This window comes from Stenotrophomonas sp. 107298_Sma, from assembly GCF_056480345.1.
In genome coordinates this window covers 2,092,580-2,109,671 of record NZ_CM151094.1, presented here as the reverse complement: position 1 = coordinate 2,109,671, position 17,092 = coordinate 2,092,580, and the positions used below count along the sequence as shown (strand labels likewise).

The following is a 17,092-nucleotide window of genomic DNA, read 5'->3' as shown; positions in this document are numbered from 1 at the left end:
AGTCAGCCTCGGAGCATGCAAAGCTCACCCCGGCTATGGCCCGGCGCTACCACAATCACCGGATTCCGCCAGGCATGGCCTGCGTGCGCAGATTGCCTCAGGCGTCGTGAAGCTGCCGCGGCTTCTTCCAGAACTGCCAGCGCTGTCCGCGGTCCAGCTGGAACTGCATGCCATCCTCGAAATCCAGCACCAGCCGCTGCAGCTCGCCACGCTTCAGCGCGGCCAGCAGTGGCCGGATCGCGTCGTTGCCCAGTTGCGGCAGTGATCGCAGCTGGCGCAGATCGACCAGCGCATCCACGGACTGATCGCCATCCACCGCCACACCCGCTGCCAGCGCAAGACCCTGCAGCAATGCATCGCGGCTGCGCACCTGCGCGTGCGGTGTGTTGACCGACACCGGCATCACGCCGCCGCCCCAGAACCACAGTGAATTGATCGGCTGTTGCCCCTGGGCCGCACGTTGCTGGTTCCAGGAATGGTTGTGCAGCAGCACCTGCGCCTCGGTCATCAATGCACGCCAGCGGCGGCCGACCTCGCCTTCGGGCAGGTGCGCGAACAGGTCATCGCCGAGCACCTCGTCCGGACTGTCGAAGTCCGGCAGCTCGCTGTCGATCGGAAGCCGCAGGTACCAGCGCGAAGGGTCCGGTGCATCCAGCGCGAACCCGGCGTCGGCGAACAATGGCTGCAGTACCGGCAGCAGTGCCAGGCAGTCTGCCAGCGTCGGCCGCAGCGTTTCGCCATATGCCATCATCCGCGCACCGTGCATGTCCGGCACCATGCAGGCCGGATCGGCACGCAGCCAGCTGGCGCCAGCGGCATCACCGACGTCACGCTGGCGGGTCAATGCGGCCACCGGCCAATGCGACGCGGCGACCATGAAATGGCGCGTCAGCTGCGCGCGCTCGCCCGCCTCATGCTGCGAGGCGTTGGCGCGACCCAGGGCACGGGCCACGTCATCGGGCAGCGCAGCCGCCGCAAAGCGGCTGCGCGCGGGCAACAGCAGGGTCGCCGTCGCCACCTGGTCAGTCCAGGTAGCTGACGCTGACGATCTCGTACTCGCGCTGGCCTGCCGGGGCGTCGATCACGATCGAATCGCCTTCCAGCTTGCCGATCATCGCGCGCGCCACCGGCGAGGAAATCGCGATCAGGCCCTGCTTGATGTCCGCCTCGAGGTCGCCAACGATCTGGTACTTCCGTTCTTCGTCGGTTTCCACGTCAGCCAGCGTCACGCTGGCGCCGAACACCACCTTGGAGCCGGCATTGAGCTTGCTCACGTCGATGATCTCGGCATGCGACAGCTCGCCTTCCAGCTGCTTGATGCGGCCTTCGATGAAGCCCTGTTCCTCGCGCGCGGCGTGGTACTCGGCGTTCTCCTTCAGGTCGCCATGCTCACGGGCTTCGGCGATCGCGGCGATCACCTTCGGGCGCTTGACCGACTTCAGGTGATCCAGTTCGTCGCGCAGCTTCTGCGCGCCCTTCATGGTGATGGGGGCTCTCATGCATTCAACTCCTTGTGCAGCTCCTGCAGCGACCAGACAGGGCCGGTGCCGCGGAATTCCAGTGAATCCACCAGCGCCTTGGCGCCGGCGATGGTGGTCGAGTAGGTGACGCGATGCTGCAGCGCCTCGCGACGGATCGAGAACGAATCGTTGATCGCCGAGCGACCTTCGGTCGTGTTGACGATGTAGACGATCTCGCCGTTCTTGATCGAGTCGACGATGTGCGGACGGCCTTCGACCACCTTGTTGATGATCTCGCAGTCCATGCCATGCTGCTGCAGCCACGCGGCGGTGCCACGGGTAGCGACCAGGCTGTAGCCACGCGCCAGCAGTGCCTTGGCCACCGGCAGCACGCGCTTCTTGTCCGGGTCGCGAACCGAAACGAAGGCCTTGCCGATCGGCGGGGCCTTGATGCCGCCCGCCTCCTGGGCACGCGCGAAGGCGGCGTTGAAGGTGCGGCCCACGCCCATCACCTCACCGGTGGAACGCATCTCCGGCCCGAGGATCGGGTCGACGCCCTGGAACTTGGCGAACGGGAAGATCGCTTCCTTCACCGAGTAGTAGTCCGGCACGATTTCCTTGGTTGCGCCCTGCTCTTCCAGGGTCTTGCCGGCCATGCAGCGGGCGGCGATCTTGGCCAGCGGCATGCCGGTGGCCTTGGACACGAACGGCACGGTGCGCGAGGCACGCGGATTCACTTCCAGCAGGTAGATGGTGTCATCACCCTCATCGCTGGTCTGGATCGCAAACTGGGTGTTCATCAGGCCGACCACGTTCAGGGCCTTGGCCAGCTCCACCACCTGGCGGCGCAGTTCAGCCTGGGTACCAGCCGACAGCGAGTACGGCGGCAGCGAGCACGAGGAATCGCCCGAATGCACGCCAGCCTCTTCGATGTGCTCCATCACGCCACCGATCAGGACGTTGCCATCCTTGTCAGCAATGATGTCCACGTCGCACTCGACGGCGTTGTCGAGGAAGCGGTCCAGCAGCACCGGCGAATCGTTGGACACCTTCACCGCGTCGCGCACGTAGCGGGCCAGGTCGGATTCGCCGTAGACGATTTCCATGGCGCGGCCGCCCAGCACGTAGCTCGGACGCACCACCAGCGGGTAGCCGATCTCGCGGGCCAGCAGCAGGGCTTCCTGGTCGTTGCGTGCGATGCGGTTCGGCGGCTGCTTCAGGCCCAGGGTGTCGACCAGCTGCTGGAAGCGCTCGCGGTCTTCGGCCAGGTCGATGGAGTCCGGGCTGGTGCCGATCACTGGCACGCCATTGGCTTCCAGCGCGCGCGCCAGCTTCAGCGGGGTCTGGCCGCCGTACTGCACGATCACGCCCTTGGGCTGTTCCAGTTCGACGATTTCCAGCACGTCTTCCAGGGTCAGCGGTTCGAAGTACAGGCGGTCGGAGGTGTCGTAGTCGGTCGACACGGTTTCCGGGTTGCAGTTGACCATGATGGTTTCATAACCATCCTCGCGCAGCGCCAGTGCCGCGTGCACGCAGCAGTAGTCGAACTCGATGCCCTGCCCGATGCGGTTCGGGCCACCGCCCAGGATCATGATCTTGTCGCGGTTGCTCGGCGCGGCCTCGCACTCGTCCTCGTAGGTCGAGTACAGGTAGGCGGTACCGGTGGAGAACTCACCGGCGCAGGAGTCAACGCGCTTGTAGACCGGGCGCACCTTGTGCGCACGGCGCAGCGCGCGGATGGCCGCTTCGTTGGTGCCGGTCAGCTGCGCCAGGCGCGCATCGGAGAAACCGGAACGCTTCAGCTTGCGCAGGCGCGCGGCATCCAGTGCGTCGATGCCATCGGCTGCGACCTGGGTCTCGGCGGCGATGATTTCTTCGATCTGGTCCAGGAACCACGGATCGATGTAGGACAGCTTGAAGATGTCCTCCACGCTCATGCCGGCACGGAATGCGTCGGCGACGAAGAACAGGCGCTCCGGGCCCGGTGCCTTCAGCTCGCGGCGCAGGGTCTGCAGATCGTCCTCATTGGTCAGGTCCAGGCCGGTCGGGTCGAAGCCGACCTTGCCGGTTTCCAGGCCGCGCAGTGCCTTCTGCATCGATTCCTGGAAGGTGCGGCCCATCGCCATCACCTCACCCACCGACTTCATCTGGGTGGTCAGGCGCGCATCGGCGGCGGGGAACTTCTCGAAGGCGAAGCGCGGGATCTTGGTGACGACGTAGTCGATGGACGGTTCGAAGGAGGCCGGGGTCAGGCCGCCGGTGATCTCGTTCTTCAGTTCGTCCAGGGTGTAGCCGACGGCCAGCTTGGCGGCGACCTTGGCAATCGGGAAGCCGGTGGCCTTCGAAGCCAGCGCCGAGGAACGCGACACGCGCGGGTTCATCTCGATCACCACGACGCGGCCGGTGTCCGGGTTGATGCCGAACTGCACGTTCGAGCCACCGGTATCCACGCCGATCTTGCGCAGCACGGCAATGGAGGCATCGCGCAGGCGCTGGTATTCCTTGTCGGTCAAGGTCTGCGCCGGGGCCACGGTGATCGAGTCACCGGTGTGCACGCCCATCGGGTCCAGGTTCTCGATCGAGCAGACGATGATGCAGTTGTCCGCCGTATCGCGGACCACTTCCATCTCGAATTCCTTCCAGCCCAGCACCGACTCTTCCACCAGCACTTCGGTGGTCGGCGACAGCTCCAGGCCACGGCTGACGATGTCGACCAGTTCTTCGCGGTTGTAGGCGATGCCGCCACCGCTGCCGCCCAGGGTGAAGCTGGGGCGGATGATGGTCGGGTAGCCGACGCGGGTCTGGATCTCCAGCGCTTCGTCCAGGGTGTGGGCGACAGCGGCGGTCGGGCATTCCAGGCCGATCTCACCCATGGCCACGCGGAACAGCTCGCGGTCTTCGGCCATGCGGATCGCTTCGCGCTTGGCGCCGATCAGTTCAACGTTGTACTTCTCCAGTACGCCGTTGTCGGCCAGGTCCAGCGCGCAGTTCAGCGCGGTCTGCCCACCCATGGTCGGCAGCAGCGCATCGGGCTTTTCCTTGGCGATGATCTTCTCGACCGTCTGCCAGTTGATCGGCTCGATGTAGACGGCGTCGGCCATCTCCGGGTCGGTCATGATCGTGGCCGGGTTGCTGTTGACCAGCACCACGCGGTAACCCTCGTCACGCAGGGCCTTGCAGGCCTGCGCGCCGGAGTAGTCGAACTCGCAGGCCTGGCCGATGACGATCGGGCCAGCACCGATGATGAGGATGGTCTTGAGGTCAGTGCGCTTGGGCATTTTCTTCTCTAAGTCAGTACAGCGTGACAAGGGGGGTGATCGCACGCTGTCGATCAGGAATCTTGATCCGCAGCGCCGCGCCAGGGGCAGCAGCGATGCGGGGGCTTACGGTCCATCGCGACGCCACCGGGGGGCCGGCGGCGTACTGATCACGCCTTGGCCTGCTCCATCAGCACCACGAAACGGTCGAACAACGGGCCGACATCGTGCGGGCCCGGCGACGCTTCCGGGTGGCCCTGGAACGAGAACGCCGGCACGTCGGTGCGGGCGATGCCCTGGTTGGTGCCATCGAACAGCGAACGGTGGGTCACGCGCAGGGTCGCCGGCAGGGTCGCTTCGTCGACCGCAAAGCCGTGGTTCTGCGAGGTGATCATCACCCGGCCGCTGTCCAGGTCCTGCACCGGGTGGTTGGCGCCATGGTGGCCGTGGCCCATCTTGATGGTCTTCGCGCCCGAGGCCAGGCCCAGCAGCTGATGGCCCAGGCAGATGCCGAAGGTCGGGATCTTCTGCTCGATGAAGGTCTTGATCGCTTCGATGGCGTAGTCGCACGGTTCCGGGTCACCCGGGCCGTTGGACAGGAACACGCCGTCCGGCTTCAGCGCCAGCACTTCGGCGGCCGGGGTCTGCGCCGGCACCACGGTGACCTCGCAGCCGCGCTCGGCCAGCATGCGCAGGATATTGGTCTTCACGCCGAAGTCGTAGGCCACCACCTTGTGCTTGGCCGGCACGCTGACAAAGGCGTTGGCATCCAGGTCCAGCTGGCCCTCGGTCCAGACGTAGGTCTTCTCGGTAGTGACGACCTTGGCCAGATCCATACCCTTCAGCCCCGGGAACTTGCGGGCGGCTTCCAGTGCCTTTTCCACGTCGATGTCACCGGCCATCAGCGCACCGTTCTGCGCGCCCTTCTCGCGCAGGATGCGGGTCAGCTTGCGGGTGTCGATGCCGGCGATGGCGACCACGCCACGCTGGATCAGCCAGTCCTGCAGCGACACCTGGCTGCGCCAGTTGCTGGGGCGGCGCGGTACATCGCGCACGATCAGGCCGGCCGACCACACCTTGGACGCTTCATCGTCCTGGTCGGTCATGCCGGTGTTACCGATGTGCGGATAGGTCAGCGTGACCATCTGCCGGGCGTAGGACGGGTCGGTCAACACTTCCTGGTAGCCGGTCATGGCGGTGTTGAACACCACCTCACCGACGGACAGGCCGGGCGCGCCTACGGATTCGCCCTCGAATACGGTGCCGTCTTCGAGGACGAGGATTGCGGCTTGGGTCACGGGAATCTCACTTTGGCTACCGAGGGGGCTGCCGAAGTCACGCCTGCGCTTCACGGAAATCCGGTTGCAAAAAAGCGCGGACGTACGGTCTGGGACCGGTCCGGCTTTCGTGATTCGGCGAGTGCGAATTGTAGCGGTGCCGGGGCCCGCGCGCCAGCGGTTATCGCGCTTCATGAACAGGCGATTGCGTATTCATTTCAATCCGGCGGCGTATGCGGGCCGGAGGCGGGGTCGGATCCTTTCCCGGATGGGAAAGGCTCTGACCCCAGGCGCCCTCGGGTTGGGTCAGAGCCCTTTCCACTGGAAAGGGATCCGACCCCCGGAATCAGCCCGCCTTACTGCAGCAGGTCCCGCACCCGATAGCTGCCCGGGGCCCGTCCCTGCAGCTGGCGGGCGGCGAACAGCGCGCCGCGGGCAAAGATGTCGCGGTTGGTGGCCCGGTGCACCAGCTCGATGCGCTCGCCCAGCCCGGTGAACTGCACCAGATGCTCGCCCACGATGTCGCCGGCACGCAGGCTGGCGTAATGCGGCTCCGCCCCACCCCGCTGCGCGGCCGCCCCCAGGGTCAGCGCGGTGCCCGACGGCGCGTCCTTCTTCTGGGTGTGGTGCGATTCGACCACATCGCAGTCCCAGCCAGCCAGCGCCTGCGCGGCGCGCTCGACCACCTCGTCCAGCACCGCCACGCCCAGGCTGAAGTTGGAGGCCCAGACCAGCGGGATGGTCGTTGCCGCGGCTTCCAGCGCCTGGCGCTGGCTGCTGGAGATGCCGGTGGTGCCTGAAACCAGGCCCGCACCCCGCTCCACGCACAGCGCCAGCAGCTGGTCGAAGCCCTCCGGCAGGCTGAAGTCGATCGCTACGTCGAACGCCGGCGCACCGGGCAGCTCGCTGGCAGCAAAGAACGGCACGCCGTCGACCACGCGCTGGGCCGGTGCACGGCCGGTCACCGCGGCCACGATCTGCAGGGTTTCGGGATGTTCGGCGGCCAGTCGCAGCAGGGCCTGGCCCATGCGCCCGGAGGCGCCGTGAATGAGCAATCGCAGGGGAGTCTGGTTCATGCCTGCAGGCTAGCGGCAGCACGCCTGCTCCGGCAAGCGCCATCGCTGCTACGCTGCATGCCCTTTCATGCAATGGATGGCAGTTCCACCATGCAGATCAGCGAACAGCTGGTGCTGGTCACCGGCGCCGGCCGCGGCCTTGGCCAGCACATCGCCCGCGCCTTCGCCGCACAGGGCGCCCGCGTCATCATCAACTATCACCGCAGCGAGGCCGTCGCACGTGCGCTGGCCAGCGAGCTGGGTGGCCAGGCGATCGCGCTGCCGGCCGATGTCACCGACCGCACCCAGGTCGATGCAATGCTGCAGCACGCGCTGGCACATTTCGGCCAGGGCGTCACCACCGTGGTCAACAACGCGCTGGCCGCCTTCTCGTTCAATGGCGACGCCCGCGACAGCGCTGCCGACATCGGCTGGCCGGCCTTCCAGGCACAGTTCGAAGGCAGTGTGCGCGGTGCGCTGAACACCGTGCAGGCCGCCCTGCCCGGGATGCAGGCGCGCCGTTTCGGTCGCGTCATCAACATCGGCACCAACCTGTTCCAGAATCCGGTGGTGCCCTATCACGACTACACTGCCGCCAAAGCCGCGCTGCTGTCGCTGACCCGCACCCTGGCAGGCGACCTCGGCCCGCACGGCATCACCGTCAACATGCTGTCCGGCGGCCTGCTGCGCACCACCGATGCCAGCGCCGCCACGCCCGAAGCGGTATTCGACTACATCGCCGCCAATACACCACTGCGCAGCGTCACGACCCCGGCCGAGTTCGCCGATGCGGCGCTGTTCTTCGCCAGCCCCTGGTCGCGCGCGGTGACCGGCCAGAACCTGGTGGTGGACGGCGGGCTGGTGCGGGACTGAGCCGATGCGCATCTCCGAGGTAAGCCGCCTGACCGGGGCCAGCGCCAAGGCCATCCGCCTGTACGAGGCACGCGGACTGCTGCCGCCGGTGCCACGACTGAACCGCTATCGCGACTACAGCGAACAGGACGTGGCCTGGGTGCAACTGATCCGCCAGGCGTTGGGGCTGGGCATCACCCTGGCCGCGATATCCGGCCTGCAGGGTCGCGATGGACGGCTCGACTGGCCTGCGGTACTGGTCTTGCTGGAACAGCAGCGCACCCGCATTGCCAGTGAGCGGGCGCGGCTGGAACAGGTCGACCTTGCCCTGCGGCAGGTCCGCGATGAACTGCAGCGATGGCTGCACTCCGGCGGCACTGATTGCGTCCTGCAACCCAGCGGCTGCCCCACCGGCGTTTGACTCTGCCCCTGGGGCAGACCGCACCCTCGCGCACTTTCCATTGCCCGAGGTTGCCGTGTCCCGCTCCATCCTGATCCTGCTGGGCCATCCCGACCGCGACAGCCTGTGCGGCGCCCTCGCCCAGCGCTACGCCACCGCCGCCGAGAACGCCGGCCATCGGGTGCGACTGATCGCACTGGGTGACCTTGAGTTCGATCCCGTGCTGCGCCATGGCTATCGCCAGATCCAGCCACTGGAAGCCGATCTGCAGGACGCCGCCGATGCGATCGAGGCCTGCGATCACCTGGTGCTGGTCTATCCCACCTGGTGGGGTGCGATGCCGGCGCTGCTGAAGGGCTTTTTCGATCGTGTGCTGTTGCCGGGGTACGCCTTCCGCTACCGGCGCGATTCGGTGTGGTGGGACCGATTGCTGGCCGGGCGCAGCGCGCGCGTGATCACCACGCTGGACACGCCGCCCTGGTACTACCGCTGGATCTACCGCGACCCGGGCATCACCCAGATCCGCGCCACCATCCTGGAGTTCTGCGGCATCCGCCCGGTGCGGGTCAGCCGGCTGGGGGCGGTGCGCAGCAGCAGCCCGGCGCAACGCAACAAATGGCTGGCACTGGCAGCGGAGCTGGGAGCGCGGGCCGGGTAGATCCGCAGCCATGGGTAAAGCGTGCGAACCAAGGTTCGCACCCACCTGGGGCGAGGATTTGCACCCACCTGGAAGGTTTGCACCTACCTGCGGCGCTCGTTGCGCGTGTCGCGTTTGCCAATTGACCCCAAGGCTCTGCACCTAAAGGCTGAGAGCCCTCTTCCGGCCCAGGCAAAGCCCATGAAATCCTCGACTGTCTTCAGCAAGTGCGCCAGGAAGACCGGCTTTGCCGGCACGTCGACGACCCGCTACCGCTTGCTGGATGACGCCCTGCTTGTCGTGAATCACCAACGCGCCAGTGAAAGCCGGGGCTTCTATGTGAATGCCGGGCTCTACTTTCCAGAGCTGCTCGCGTATCCCCTCGCGCCTGACGATCTTGAAACGGCTTTCAGGTACCGCTCCAGCATTCCTACGCCCCATGTCGACTGGCGGATCGAAGCGACGCCAGGCCTGCGCCGGGCCTTCATCCAGCAGGATCTTGATGATCTGCTGGAGGCCGGCAATCGCGATGCGATGAAATGCCTGCTGCTCGGCGCCCTTGCCGACGTGGCGAGCTTCGCGACAACCCATGGAGACCGGGAGTCGGTGCGGCGATTGAATCAGGATGGAAGCTTCCGGGCAATCATCCGCAGGGAGGTCTGAACCCCGGAAAGCGTGCGAACCAAGGTTCGCACCCACCGGGCGAAGTCCGCACCCACCGGGCGAAGTCCGCACCCACCGGGCGAAGTCAGCACCCACAGGGCGAAGGCCCGCACCTACCGGCCGAAGGCTCGCACCTACCAAGGCAGAGTCAGTGCTGTTTGGGCGGCGGCGGTCCGCAGCTGTCGCAACCGCCACAGGCACCACCGCCGCCGGTGGCCGGCGGCGCGATTCTCCGTCCCAGCGCCTGCATCCAGGCGGCGCGGCCCGGCTTCAGCAGGGCCAGCGCCAGCGCACCACGCAGCTTGCGCAGGGTGCCGGGGAACTGCTTCTTCAACACCACCCAGGCACTGACCAGCACGGCCACCGCAATGATCAGGTACTGCAGCAGCAGTCCGCCGTCCATCAGCCGCCCCCCAGCGCCTTGGTCACCTGGTAGGTGATCAGCGCCGCCACGTAGGCCGCAGCAAACAGGTAGAACGCCGAGAAGGCCATCGTCTTCCACGAATTGGTCTCGCGCTTGATGGTGGCCAGCGTCGAGATGCACATCGGGGCGTAGATGTACCAGACCAGCAGCGACAGCGCGGTGGCCAGCGACCAGCCGTCGCTGATCAGCGGGGTCAGTGCCTGGCTGGCGGCATCGTCATCGGCCGCCGACAGCGCGTACACGGTGGCCAGCGAGGACACCGCCACTTCGCGCGCGGCCAGGCCCGGAATCAGCGCGATGCAGATCTGCCAGTTGAAGCCCAGCGGCGCAAAGAACACCGCCATCGCATGGCCTATCTGGCCGGCGTAGCTGTAATCGATGGCCGGCATGGTGGCGCCGACCGGGGCCGCCGGGAACGACAGCAGCACCCACAGCAGGATGGTCAGCGCCAGGATGATGCCGCCGACGCGCTTGAGGAAGATCATGCCGCGCTCGTACAGGCCCACCGCCAGGTCGCGCACATGCGGCAGGCGGTACGACGGCAGCTCCAGCATCAGCGGGTGCTCGCTCTTGTCGCGGCGCCACTTCTTCATGATCCACGACATCGCCAGCGCACTGAGGATGCCGGCCGCATACAGGCCGAACAGCACCAGGCCCTGCTGGTTGAACACGCCCCACACCGTCTTCTGCGGAATGAACGCACCAATCAGCAGCGCATACACCGGCAGGCGCGCCGAGCAGGTCATCAGCGGCGCGACCAGGATCGTGGCCAGGCGGTCACGCGGGTCCTGGATGCTGCGCGTGGACATGATGCCCGGCACCGCGCAGGCGAAACTGGACAGCAGCGGGATGAACGAGCGACCGGACAGGCCTGCGGCCGCCATCATGCGGTCGAGCAGGAACGCCGCACGCGGCAGGTAGCCGGATTCCTCCAGCACCAGGATGAAGAAGAACAGGATCAGGATCTGCGGAAGGAACACCACCACGCCACCGACGCCGGCGATGATGCCATCGGTCAGCAGGCTGGCCAGCGGACCTTCGGGCAGCACGCTGCCGACAAAGGCACCAAGCCAGGCGAAACCGGCCTCGATACCGTCCATCAACGGTGTTGCCCAGGCGTACACCGCCTGGAAGATCAGGAACATCACCACCGCCAGGCTGATCAGGCCGAACACCGGGTGCAGCAGCCAGCGGTCCAGCGCGTCGTCGATCTTCGCAGTGCGCGCCGGCATGCGCACGGCCACCGACAGGATCTCGCGCACCTTGGCGTGGTAGTCGATGCCGCCCTCCGGGCCGGGCACCGGTGCGTCCAAGTGCGGCACCATCGCGTCGAGGCGCTCGACCAGGGCCTTGGCACCCTGCCTGCGTACCGCCACGGTCTCCACCACCGGCACGCCCAACTCGCGCTCCAGCGCGGCCACATCCACCTGGATGCCGCGGCGCTGGGCCGCATCGACCATGTTCAGCGCCACCACCATCGGCTTGCCCAGCTCGCGCAGTTCCAGCGCGAAACGCAGGTGCAGGCGAAGGTTGGTGGCATCGATCACGCACAGCAGCACGTCCGGTGCGGCTTCGCCCGGGTAGAAGCCCCGGCACAGATCACGGGTGATCGCCTCGTCCAGGCTGGCCGGATGCAGGCTGTAGGCGCCCGGCAGGTCAAGTACTGCGAATTCACGGCCAGACGGCGCGCGCAGGCGGCCTTCCTTGCGCTCGACGGTGACACCGGTGTAGTTGGCGACCTTCTGGCGGCTGCCGGTCAGCTGGTTGAACAGCGCGGTCTTGCCGCTGTTGGGGTTACCGACCAGCGCAATGCGCAGCGGTGCGGTAGAGGCTGCAGCGGTCATGCGCGACGCTCCTGGCGGTTGGCGTCGACCACGACGCGCTTGGCTTCACTGATCCGCAGCGCGAAGCGAGTGAACCCGACCTGCACCAGCAGCGGCTCGCCACCGACCGGGCCCTTGGCCACCAGGCGCACTTCCTCGCCCTTCACGAAACCCAGCTCGCGCAGGCGACGGGCGATGGCATCGTTGGCATGGAGGTCCTGCACGGACTCGACCACGGCCGAGGTGTGCAGCGGCAGTTCGGACAGCGTCATCTAGCGTATTCTCTGCTGGATGTAAATGGTTCTCGATTCTAACATTCCCGCGTCGCGTCATGGCCCATGACCAATGGCCCGCTATGATCCATACAGGTATGGAGTGACCCTGGAATCCCATGAACGATGCTTTGCAGATCGAGCGCAGTGGCGCCGTCCTCACCCTCTGGCTGAACCGGCCGGAGCTGCACAACGCCTTTGACGCCGGCCTGATAGCGCGGCTGACCGCCGCACTCGAAGCCGCCGGACGCGACAGCACGGTACGCGCGGTGGTGGTGGCCGGGCACGGTGCTTCATTCTCGGCCGGTGCCGACATGCAGTGGATGCGCGGTATGGCTGCCGCCAGCGAGGCCGACAACCGCGAGGACTCGCTGGCGCTGGCACGGCTGATGCGTACCCTGGACGAACTGCCCAAGCCGACCCTGGCCCGGGTCCACGGCGCGGCCTTTGGCGGTGGCGTCGGCCTGGTCGCCTGCTGCGACATCGCCATCGCCAGCAGCTCGGCCCGCTTCGGCCTGACTGAAAGCCGTCTCGGCCTGCTGCCGGCGGTGATTTCGCCCTATGTGATCGAGGCCATCGGCCCGCGCCAGGCCCGTCGCTGGTTCGCCACCGGCGAGCATTTCGACGCCGAGACCGCGCTGCGCATCGGCCTGGTCCACCAGCTGGTCGAGCCGGAACGCCTGGACGAGGCTGTGCAGCGCCAGCTGGCCCTGCTCGACAAGGCCGGCCCGATCGCCTCGTCGTCAGCGAAACAGCTGGTGCGGCAGGTCCGCGACAGCCATGACCGCGATGCCCTGGATCGCGATAATGCCGCCCTGATCGCGCGCCTGCGGGTGTCCGCCGAGGGCCAGGAGGGCCTGGGCGCCTTCCTCGACAAGCGCGCCCCCCATTGGGTCACGGAAGCCTGAACATGCTCGATCATCTTGGTTTGACCAGCGCCGACCTGGCGCGCAGCAAGACCTTCTTCCTGCAGGCACTGGCACCGCTGCAGATCGGCGTGGTGATGGAAGTCACCGCCGTACAGACCGGCGCCCACGACCACATCGGCTTCGGCAGCGACGGCAAGCCGTTCTTCTGGCTTGGCAATGGCGGCACCGCCAGCCACGGCGTGCACGTGGCCTTCGCCTGCGCCAGCCGCGCGCAGGTGGACGCCTTCCATGCCGCCGCGCTCGCCGCCGGTGGCCGCGATAACGGTGCCCCGGGCCTGCGCCCGTGGTACCACCCGGATTACTACGGCGCCTTCGTGCTCGACCCTGATGGCAACAACATCGAAGCGGTCTGCCATCGCCCCGTCAGCGAGGTGGCCGCATGAGCGACTACGTCCGCATCGTCGAGGTCGGCCCGCGTGACGGCCTGCAGAACGAAAAGCAGTCGGTCTCCACCGCCGACAAGATCGAACTGATCAACCGCCTGTCGGCCACTGGCCTGCGCAGCATCGAGGCGACCAGCTTCGTCAGCCCAAAGTGGGTCCCGCAGCTGGCCGACGCCGCCGAGGTCTATGCCGGCATCCAGCGCCGGCCGGGCATCCACTACCCGGTGCTGGTCCCGAACGAACAGGGTTACGACCGCGCCCGTGCGGTGGGCGTGGAGGAAGTGGCGGTGTTCACCGCCGCGTCCGAAGCCTTCAACCGCACCAACACCAATGCCGGCATCGACGAGTCGCTGGCCCGCTTCGAGCCGATCCTGCGCCGCGCCGCCGCCGATGGCGTGCGCGTACGTGGCTACGTCTCCACCGTGCTCGGCTGCCCTTATCAGGGCGAGGTACCGCTGGCCGACGTGGTGCGCGTGGCACGCGCCCTGCACCAGATGGGCTGTTACGAAATCTCGCTGGGCGACACCATCGGCGTCGGCACCCCGCGCAAGGCACGGGCGATGCTGCAGGCGGTCGCTGCCGAGATCCCGATGGAGGCGCTGGCCGTGCATTTCCACGACACCTACGGCCAGGCCATCGCCAACATCGCCACCTGCCTGGAAGAAGGCGTGCGCGTGGTCGACAGCGCCGTGTCCGGCGCCGGTGGCTGCCCGTATGCGAAGGGCGCCAGCGGCAATGTCGCCAGCGAAGACGTGGTCTACCTGCTGCAGGGCCTGGGCCTGGACAGCGGCGTGGACCTGCCGGCACTGGCCGAGACCGGCCGCTGGCTGGCCGACCTGCTCGGCCGCGCCACTGCCAGCCGCACCGGGCAGGCGCTGGCCGCGGCCGGTTGACCACCGCACTGCGCCGCCCCGCAAAGGCGGCGCAGTGCACAACAGCGGCGGTCGCGGCTTCCGTTAGAATCGGCGGTTCTCGAACCTGCAGGACCGTTCAATGCAGCTGTCTTCCGTACGTGCCGTGATCACTGGCGGCGTCTCCGGCCTCGGCCTGGCCGTGGCCCAGCACCTCGTCGCCCAGGGCGGCAAGGTGGCCCTGTTCGACCTCAACGACGGCAAGGGTGCTGCCGCCGTTGCCGGGCTGGGTGCCGACAAGGCCCGCTATTTCAACGTCAACGTCAGCGATGAGGCAGCCGTGGCTGCGGCCATCGACCAGGCCCACGACTTCCTGGGTGGCCTGAACGTCGCGATGAACTGCGCCGGCATCCTCGGTGCCGGCCGCGTACTCGGCAAGGAGGGCCCGATGCCGCTTGCCGGCTTCCAGGGCACAGTGATGGTGAACCTGGTCGGCAGCTTCAACATCGCCAAGGCTGCGGCCAACCGCATGCAGCACAACGAAGCCGGCGTGGACGGCGAGCGCGGCGTGATCATCAACACCGCCAGCATCGCTGCCTACGAAGGCCAGATCGGCCAGGCCGCGTATGCCGCCAGCAAGGGCGGCGTGGTCTCGATGACGCTGCCGATGGCGCGCGAACTGTCGCGCTTCGGCATCCGCGTCAATACCATCGCTCCGGGCGTGTTCTGGACGCCGATGGTCGACGGCATGCCCGAAGCCGTGCAGCAGTCGCTGGCCGCCTCGATCCCGTTCCCGTCGCGCCTGGGCAAGCCGGAAGACTTCGCCGGCCTGGTCGGCTTCATCCTCGGCAACACCTACCTCAACGGCGAGACCATCCGCCTGGACGGCGCTACCCGGCTCGCTCCGAAGTGATTCCCCCCGGGCGCCGGGACGGCGCCCTCCCCCAACGACCTAGATCACCATGAAAGCCAACGACATCAAGAAGGGCAACGTCGTCGAGTTCAACAACGGCGTGTACCAGATCCGCGACATCGAGCGCAGCTCGCCGCAGGGTCGCGGCGGCAACGTCCGCTTCCGCTTCATCATGTACAGCGTGCCGGGCGGCAACAAGCTCGACGCCAGCTTCGATGCCGACGACAACCTGGTCGAGGTCGAACTGCTGCGCCGCCAGTCCACCTATTCGTACAAGGACGGCGATGCGTTCGTGTTCCTCGATGACGAGGACTACACCCCCTACACCCTGGACGCGGACGTGATCGGCGACGACGCCGGCTACATCACCGACGGCCTGACCGGCATCTACGTGCAGGTGATCGACGAGCAGCCGGTGGCGATCCAGCTGCCGGCCTCGGTGGTGCTGGAAGTGATCGAGACGCCGCCGGAACTGAAGGGTGGCACCGCCACCAAGCGCCCGAAGCCGGCCAAGCTCAACACCGGCATCGAAATCATGGTGCCGGAGTACATCGTCAACGGCGAGCGCGTGCTGGTGAACACCGCCACCGGCGAATTCGCTGGCCGTGCCGACTAAGCGCCTTGCGCTGATCGGTTGCCTGTCCCTGCTTGCGGCGTGTTCGCCGCAGGCAACGGACAGCACGGCCGATGCTGCGCCGAACGCAGCGCCTGTCGAACCGGCCGTGACGGCAGCACCGGCGGTGGAGGCACCGGCCGCCGTGGAGGCCACCGCCGAAGCGGAGCCCACTGCCGAGCTGTCCTCGGGCGATGAGGAACTGGACAAGGCACGCGCAGCCGCAGGCTGCCCGATCCCGGAGGATGTGTATGACGTCGACGACGTGCGCATCTACTGCGCGATGCCGACCGACGTGCAGGCCTTCCTCGCGCGCGAAAACACCTGCCAGCACTTTGCGGGTGAGGAACCCTACGACGACGAGCGTCGCCGCGAACTGGAAGAGGCCAGCGCCAAGTACTGCGAGGGCCGCAGGAAGATTTTCACCGGCCTGGTCGCGCGTCATCGCGGTGACTGTGCGATCCGCAAAGCGCTGATCGGGATCAACAGCCGCTATGACCTGGACTTCGATCTCGACCTGAAGCCCTGCGGGGCTAACCCCTCGTGATGTAGAGCCGAGCGTGGGCTCGGCTCTACAGATGCCTTACAGCTGCTTCGCGCCGAAATTGCCGCAGCCGTGATACTGGCGGGTGCCGATGGTCAGGTTCACCTTGGCATCGAACGCCTCGCCACTCATGTCGTCCTGGCAGGTAGTACGCTGGAAGCTGAGCTTGACGTCGGTGCCATCGGACGCCTTGCCGCTCCAGCCGTCAGCACCTTCGGTGGGCTTGGCGACGTCGAAGCGACGCTCGCCATAGTCGACTTCCACTTGAAGACCGGGCGTGTCGCCGTCAACGATGGCCAGCCAGCCCGGCTCGTTGCCGGTGGCACGGAACGCGGCATTGCCGGCGCTGCCATCGCCCTCGGTGGCTTCCACCGCATGGCACTCGCGGTCGGCCTCACCCTTCAGGCTCAGCAGGCCGTCATCGCTGCCCTTGGTCCAGAAGGTGTTGCCCTGGCCATCACCGTACTTGGCGCCCGACGCCGCACGCTCGGAGGTCATGGCGAAGGTACGGTCGCCGATCACCACCGTGGCCGCATCCTCGCCATTGAAGGTCGCGCGCACGTCCAGATCGCCACAGCGATAGGTGGTCTCGCTACCGACACTGGCGCCGGTACTGGCGCCTGGCTGAGGGGCAGCCGGTTCGGGGTTGCTGCTGCCCGCGACGGGCGGCTGGGCCGGCTGGCACGCGGCCAACACCAACCCGAGGGAGGCTGCCAACAGACTGGGAACTACACGCATG

19 protein-coding genes are annotated in these 17,092 nt (G+C 67.1%); 10 read left to right on the top strand and 9 right to left on the bottom strand.

Annotation, left to right across the window (positions count from 1 at the left end):
- Positions 1-97: 97 nt before the first annotated feature.
- The 5 genes from ACZK2G_RS09890 to dapB all read right to left on the bottom strand — a co-directional run bounded on the left by ACZK2G_RS09890 (position 98) and on the right by dapB (position 7,070).
- Entirely contained in the window at positions 98-1,018 is a 921-nt protein-coding gene (locus tag ACZK2G_RS09890; RefSeq protein ID WP_295379830.1) for a phosphoglycerate mutase, read from the bottom strand.
- Positions 1,019-1,022: 4 nt separating this feature from the next.
- Entirely contained in the window at positions 1,023-1,487 is a 465-nt protein-coding gene (gene greA / locus ACZK2G_RS09885) for a transcription elongation factor GreA (protein ID WP_174238326.1), read from the bottom strand.
- An 8-nt stretch (positions 1,488-1,495) separates the two neighbouring features.
- Positions 1,496-4,738, bottom strand: a complete 3,243-nt coding sequence (carB, locus tag ACZK2G_RS09880; RefSeq protein ID WP_337303115.1) for a carbamoyl-phosphate synthase large subunit — start codon at positions 4,736-4,738, stop codon at positions 1,496-1,498.
- A 149-nt stretch (positions 4,739-4,887) separates the two neighbouring features.
- A complete protein-coding gene (carA, locus tag ACZK2G_RS09875; RefSeq protein WP_046985659.1) occupies positions 4,888-6,015 on the bottom strand; it encodes a glutamine-hydrolyzing carbamoyl-phosphate synthase small subunit in 1,128 nt (375 codons plus the stop codon).
- A gap of 335 nt (positions 6,016-6,350) precedes the next feature.
- Positions 6,351-7,070 carry a 4-hydroxy-tetrahydrodipicolinate reductase gene (gene dapB, locus ACZK2G_RS09870; RefSeq protein ID WP_478475399.1) on the bottom strand — a complete coding sequence of 240 codons (720 nt, stop codon included), beginning with the start codon at positions 7,068-7,070 and terminating at the stop codon, positions 6,351-6,353.
- 90 nt (positions 7,071-7,160) lie between these two features.
- Between dapB and ACZK2G_RS09865 the strand changes: the two genes are divergently transcribed.
- From ACZK2G_RS09865 to ACZK2G_RS09850, 4 genes are all read left to right on the top strand, one after another.
- On the top strand, positions 7,161-7,922 hold the full coding sequence (locus ACZK2G_RS09865; RefSeq protein WP_426353574.1) for a 3-oxoacyl-ACP reductase: 762 nt from the start codon (positions 7,161-7,163) through the stop codon (positions 7,920-7,922).
- A 4-nt stretch (positions 7,923-7,926) separates the two neighbouring features.
- Positions 7,927-8,322: a MerR family transcriptional regulator gene (locus ACZK2G_RS09860; protein ID WP_478475398.1), complete on the top strand. Its 396-nt coding sequence runs from the start codon at positions 7,927-7,929 to the stop codon at positions 8,320-8,322.
- A 55-nt stretch (positions 8,323-8,377) separates the two neighbouring features.
- The gene (locus ACZK2G_RS09855; protein WP_295379820.1) at positions 8,378-8,959 is read left to right on the top strand and encodes an NAD(P)H-dependent oxidoreductase; all 582 of its coding nucleotides are present in this window, start codon (positions 8,378-8,380) and stop codon (positions 8,957-8,959) included.
- Positions 8,960-9,139: 180 nt separating this feature from the next.
- The gene (locus ACZK2G_RS09850) at positions 9,140-9,601 is read left to right on the top strand and encodes a DUF4304 domain-containing protein (protein WP_253079144.1); all 462 of its coding nucleotides are present in this window, start codon (positions 9,140-9,142) and stop codon (positions 9,599-9,601) included.
- A 148-nt stretch (positions 9,602-9,749) separates the two neighbouring features.
- Here ACZK2G_RS09850 and ACZK2G_RS09845 read toward each other — a convergent pair whose 3' ends face one another.
- The 3 genes from ACZK2G_RS09845 to ACZK2G_RS09835 are packed head-to-tail and all read right to left on the bottom strand — an operon-like array spanning position 9,750 to position 12,120.
- Positions 9,750-10,004 (bottom strand): DUF6587 family protein, encoded by a 255-nt coding sequence (locus ACZK2G_RS09845; protein ID WP_253079145.1) that lies wholly within the window; start codon positions 10,002-10,004, stop codon positions 9,750-9,752.
- Positions 10,004-11,869: a ferrous iron transporter B gene (gene feoB, locus ACZK2G_RS09840; protein ID WP_136639664.1), complete on the bottom strand. Its 1,866-nt coding sequence runs from the start codon at positions 11,867-11,869 to the stop codon at positions 10,004-10,006. Before feoB ends, ACZK2G_RS09845 begins: the two co-directional genes overlap by 1 nt.
- Complete coding sequence (locus ACZK2G_RS09835; protein ID WP_046985653.1) at positions 11,866-12,120, bottom strand: FeoA family protein; 255 nt, start codon at positions 12,118-12,120, stop codon at positions 11,866-11,868. The genes feoB and ACZK2G_RS09835 overlap by 4 nt, the downstream gene beginning before the upstream one ends.
- A gap of 119 nt (positions 12,121-12,239) precedes the next feature.
- Between ACZK2G_RS09835 and ACZK2G_RS09830 the strand changes: the two genes are divergently transcribed.
- From ACZK2G_RS09830 to ACZK2G_RS09805, 6 genes are all read left to right on the top strand, one after another.
- Positions 12,240-13,028 (top strand): enoyl-CoA hydratase/isomerase family protein, encoded by a 789-nt coding sequence (locus ACZK2G_RS09830; RefSeq protein WP_046985652.1) that lies wholly within the window; start codon positions 12,240-12,242, stop codon positions 13,026-13,028.
- A gap of 2 nt (positions 13,029-13,030) precedes the next feature.
- Positions 13,031-13,432: a VOC family protein gene (locus ACZK2G_RS09825; RefSeq protein ID WP_478475396.1), complete on the top strand. Its 402-nt coding sequence runs from the start codon at positions 13,031-13,033 to the stop codon at positions 13,430-13,432.
- Positions 13,429-14,325 (top strand): hydroxymethylglutaryl-CoA lyase, encoded by an 897-nt coding sequence (locus ACZK2G_RS09820; RefSeq protein ID WP_295376265.1) that lies wholly within the window; start codon positions 13,429-13,431, stop codon positions 14,323-14,325. The genes ACZK2G_RS09825 and ACZK2G_RS09820 overlap by 4 nt, the downstream gene beginning before the upstream one ends.
- Before the next feature lie 100 nt (positions 14,326-14,425).
- On the top strand, positions 14,426-15,196 hold the full coding sequence (locus tag ACZK2G_RS09815; protein WP_337303119.1) for an SDR family oxidoreductase: 771 nt from the start codon (positions 14,426-14,428) through the stop codon (positions 15,194-15,196).
- Positions 15,197-15,245: 49 nt separating this feature from the next.
- Positions 15,246-15,812, top strand: coding sequence for an elongation factor P-like protein YeiP (yeiP, locus tag ACZK2G_RS09810; protein ID WP_006363947.1), 567 nt, complete (start codon positions 15,246-15,248; stop codon positions 15,810-15,812).
- Entirely contained in the window at positions 15,802-16,356 is a 555-nt protein-coding gene (locus tag ACZK2G_RS09805) for a hypothetical protein (RefSeq protein WP_478475393.1), read from the top strand. The genes yeiP and ACZK2G_RS09805 overlap by 11 nt, the downstream gene beginning before the upstream one ends.
- Before the next feature lie 36 nt (positions 16,357-16,392).
- On the opposite strand, the gene ACZK2G_RS09800 is transcribed toward ACZK2G_RS09805, so the two are convergent.
- The gene (locus ACZK2G_RS09800; RefSeq protein ID WP_447781361.1) at positions 16,393-17,091 is read right to left on the bottom strand and encodes a COG3650 family protein; all 699 of its coding nucleotides are present in this window, start codon (positions 17,089-17,091) and stop codon (positions 16,393-16,395) included.
- Between the last annotated feature and the right edge of the window lies 1 nt (position 17,092).

Excerpts from the sequence above, each read along its gene's own strand:
- ACZK2G_RS09825 (WP_478475396.1), top strand. The coding sequence starts at position 13,031 with ATGCTCGATCATCTTGGTTTGACCAGCGCCGACCTGGCGCGCAGCAAG.
- ACZK2G_RS09865 (WP_426353574.1), top strand. The coding sequence starts at position 7,161 with ATGCAGATCAGCGAACAGCTGGTGCTGGTCACCGGCGCCGGCCGCGGC.
- ACZK2G_RS09815 (WP_337303119.1), top strand. The coding sequence starts at position 14,426 with ATGCAGCTGTCTTCCGTACGTGCCGTGATCACTGGCGGCGTCTCCGGC.
- dapB (WP_478475399.1), bottom strand. The coding sequence starts at position 7,070 with ATGAACCAGACTCCCCTGCGATTGCTCATTCACGGCGCCTCCGGGCGC.
- ACZK2G_RS09830 (WP_046985652.1), top strand. The coding sequence starts at position 12,240 with ATGAACGATGCTTTGCAGATCGAGCGCAGTGGCGCCGTCCTCACCCTC.
- ACZK2G_RS09820 (WP_295376265.1), top strand. The coding sequence starts at position 13,429 with ATGAGCGACTACGTCCGCATCGTCGAGGTCGGCCCGCGTGACGGCCTG.
- ACZK2G_RS09860 (WP_478475398.1), top strand. The coding sequence starts at position 7,927 with ATGCGCATCTCCGAGGTAAGCCGCCTGACCGGGGCCAGCGCCAAGGCC.
- feoB (WP_136639664.1), bottom strand. The coding sequence starts at position 11,869 with ATGACCGCTGCAGCCTCTACCGCACCGCTGCGCATTGCGCTGGTCGGT.
- carB (WP_337303115.1), bottom strand. The coding sequence starts at position 4,738 with ATGCCCAAGCGCACTGACCTCAAGACCATCCTCATCATCGGTGCTGGC.
- yeiP (WP_006363947.1), top strand. The coding sequence starts at position 15,246 with ATGAAAGCCAACGACATCAAGAAGGGCAACGTCGTCGAGTTCAACAAC.
- ACZK2G_RS09835 (WP_046985653.1), bottom strand. The coding sequence starts at position 12,120 with ATGACGCTGTCCGAACTGCCGCTGCACACCTCGGCCGTGGTCGAGTCC.
- ACZK2G_RS09845 (WP_253079145.1), bottom strand. The coding sequence starts at position 10,004 with ATGGACGGCGGACTGCTGCTGCAGTACCTGATCATTGCGGTGGCCGTG.
- ACZK2G_RS09850 (WP_253079144.1), top strand. The coding sequence starts at position 9,140 with ATGAAATCCTCGACTGTCTTCAGCAAGTGCGCCAGGAAGACCGGCTTT.
- ACZK2G_RS09800 (WP_447781361.1), bottom strand. The coding sequence starts at position 17,091 with ATGCGTGTAGTTCCCAGTCTGTTGGCAGCCTCCCTCGGGTTGGTGTTG.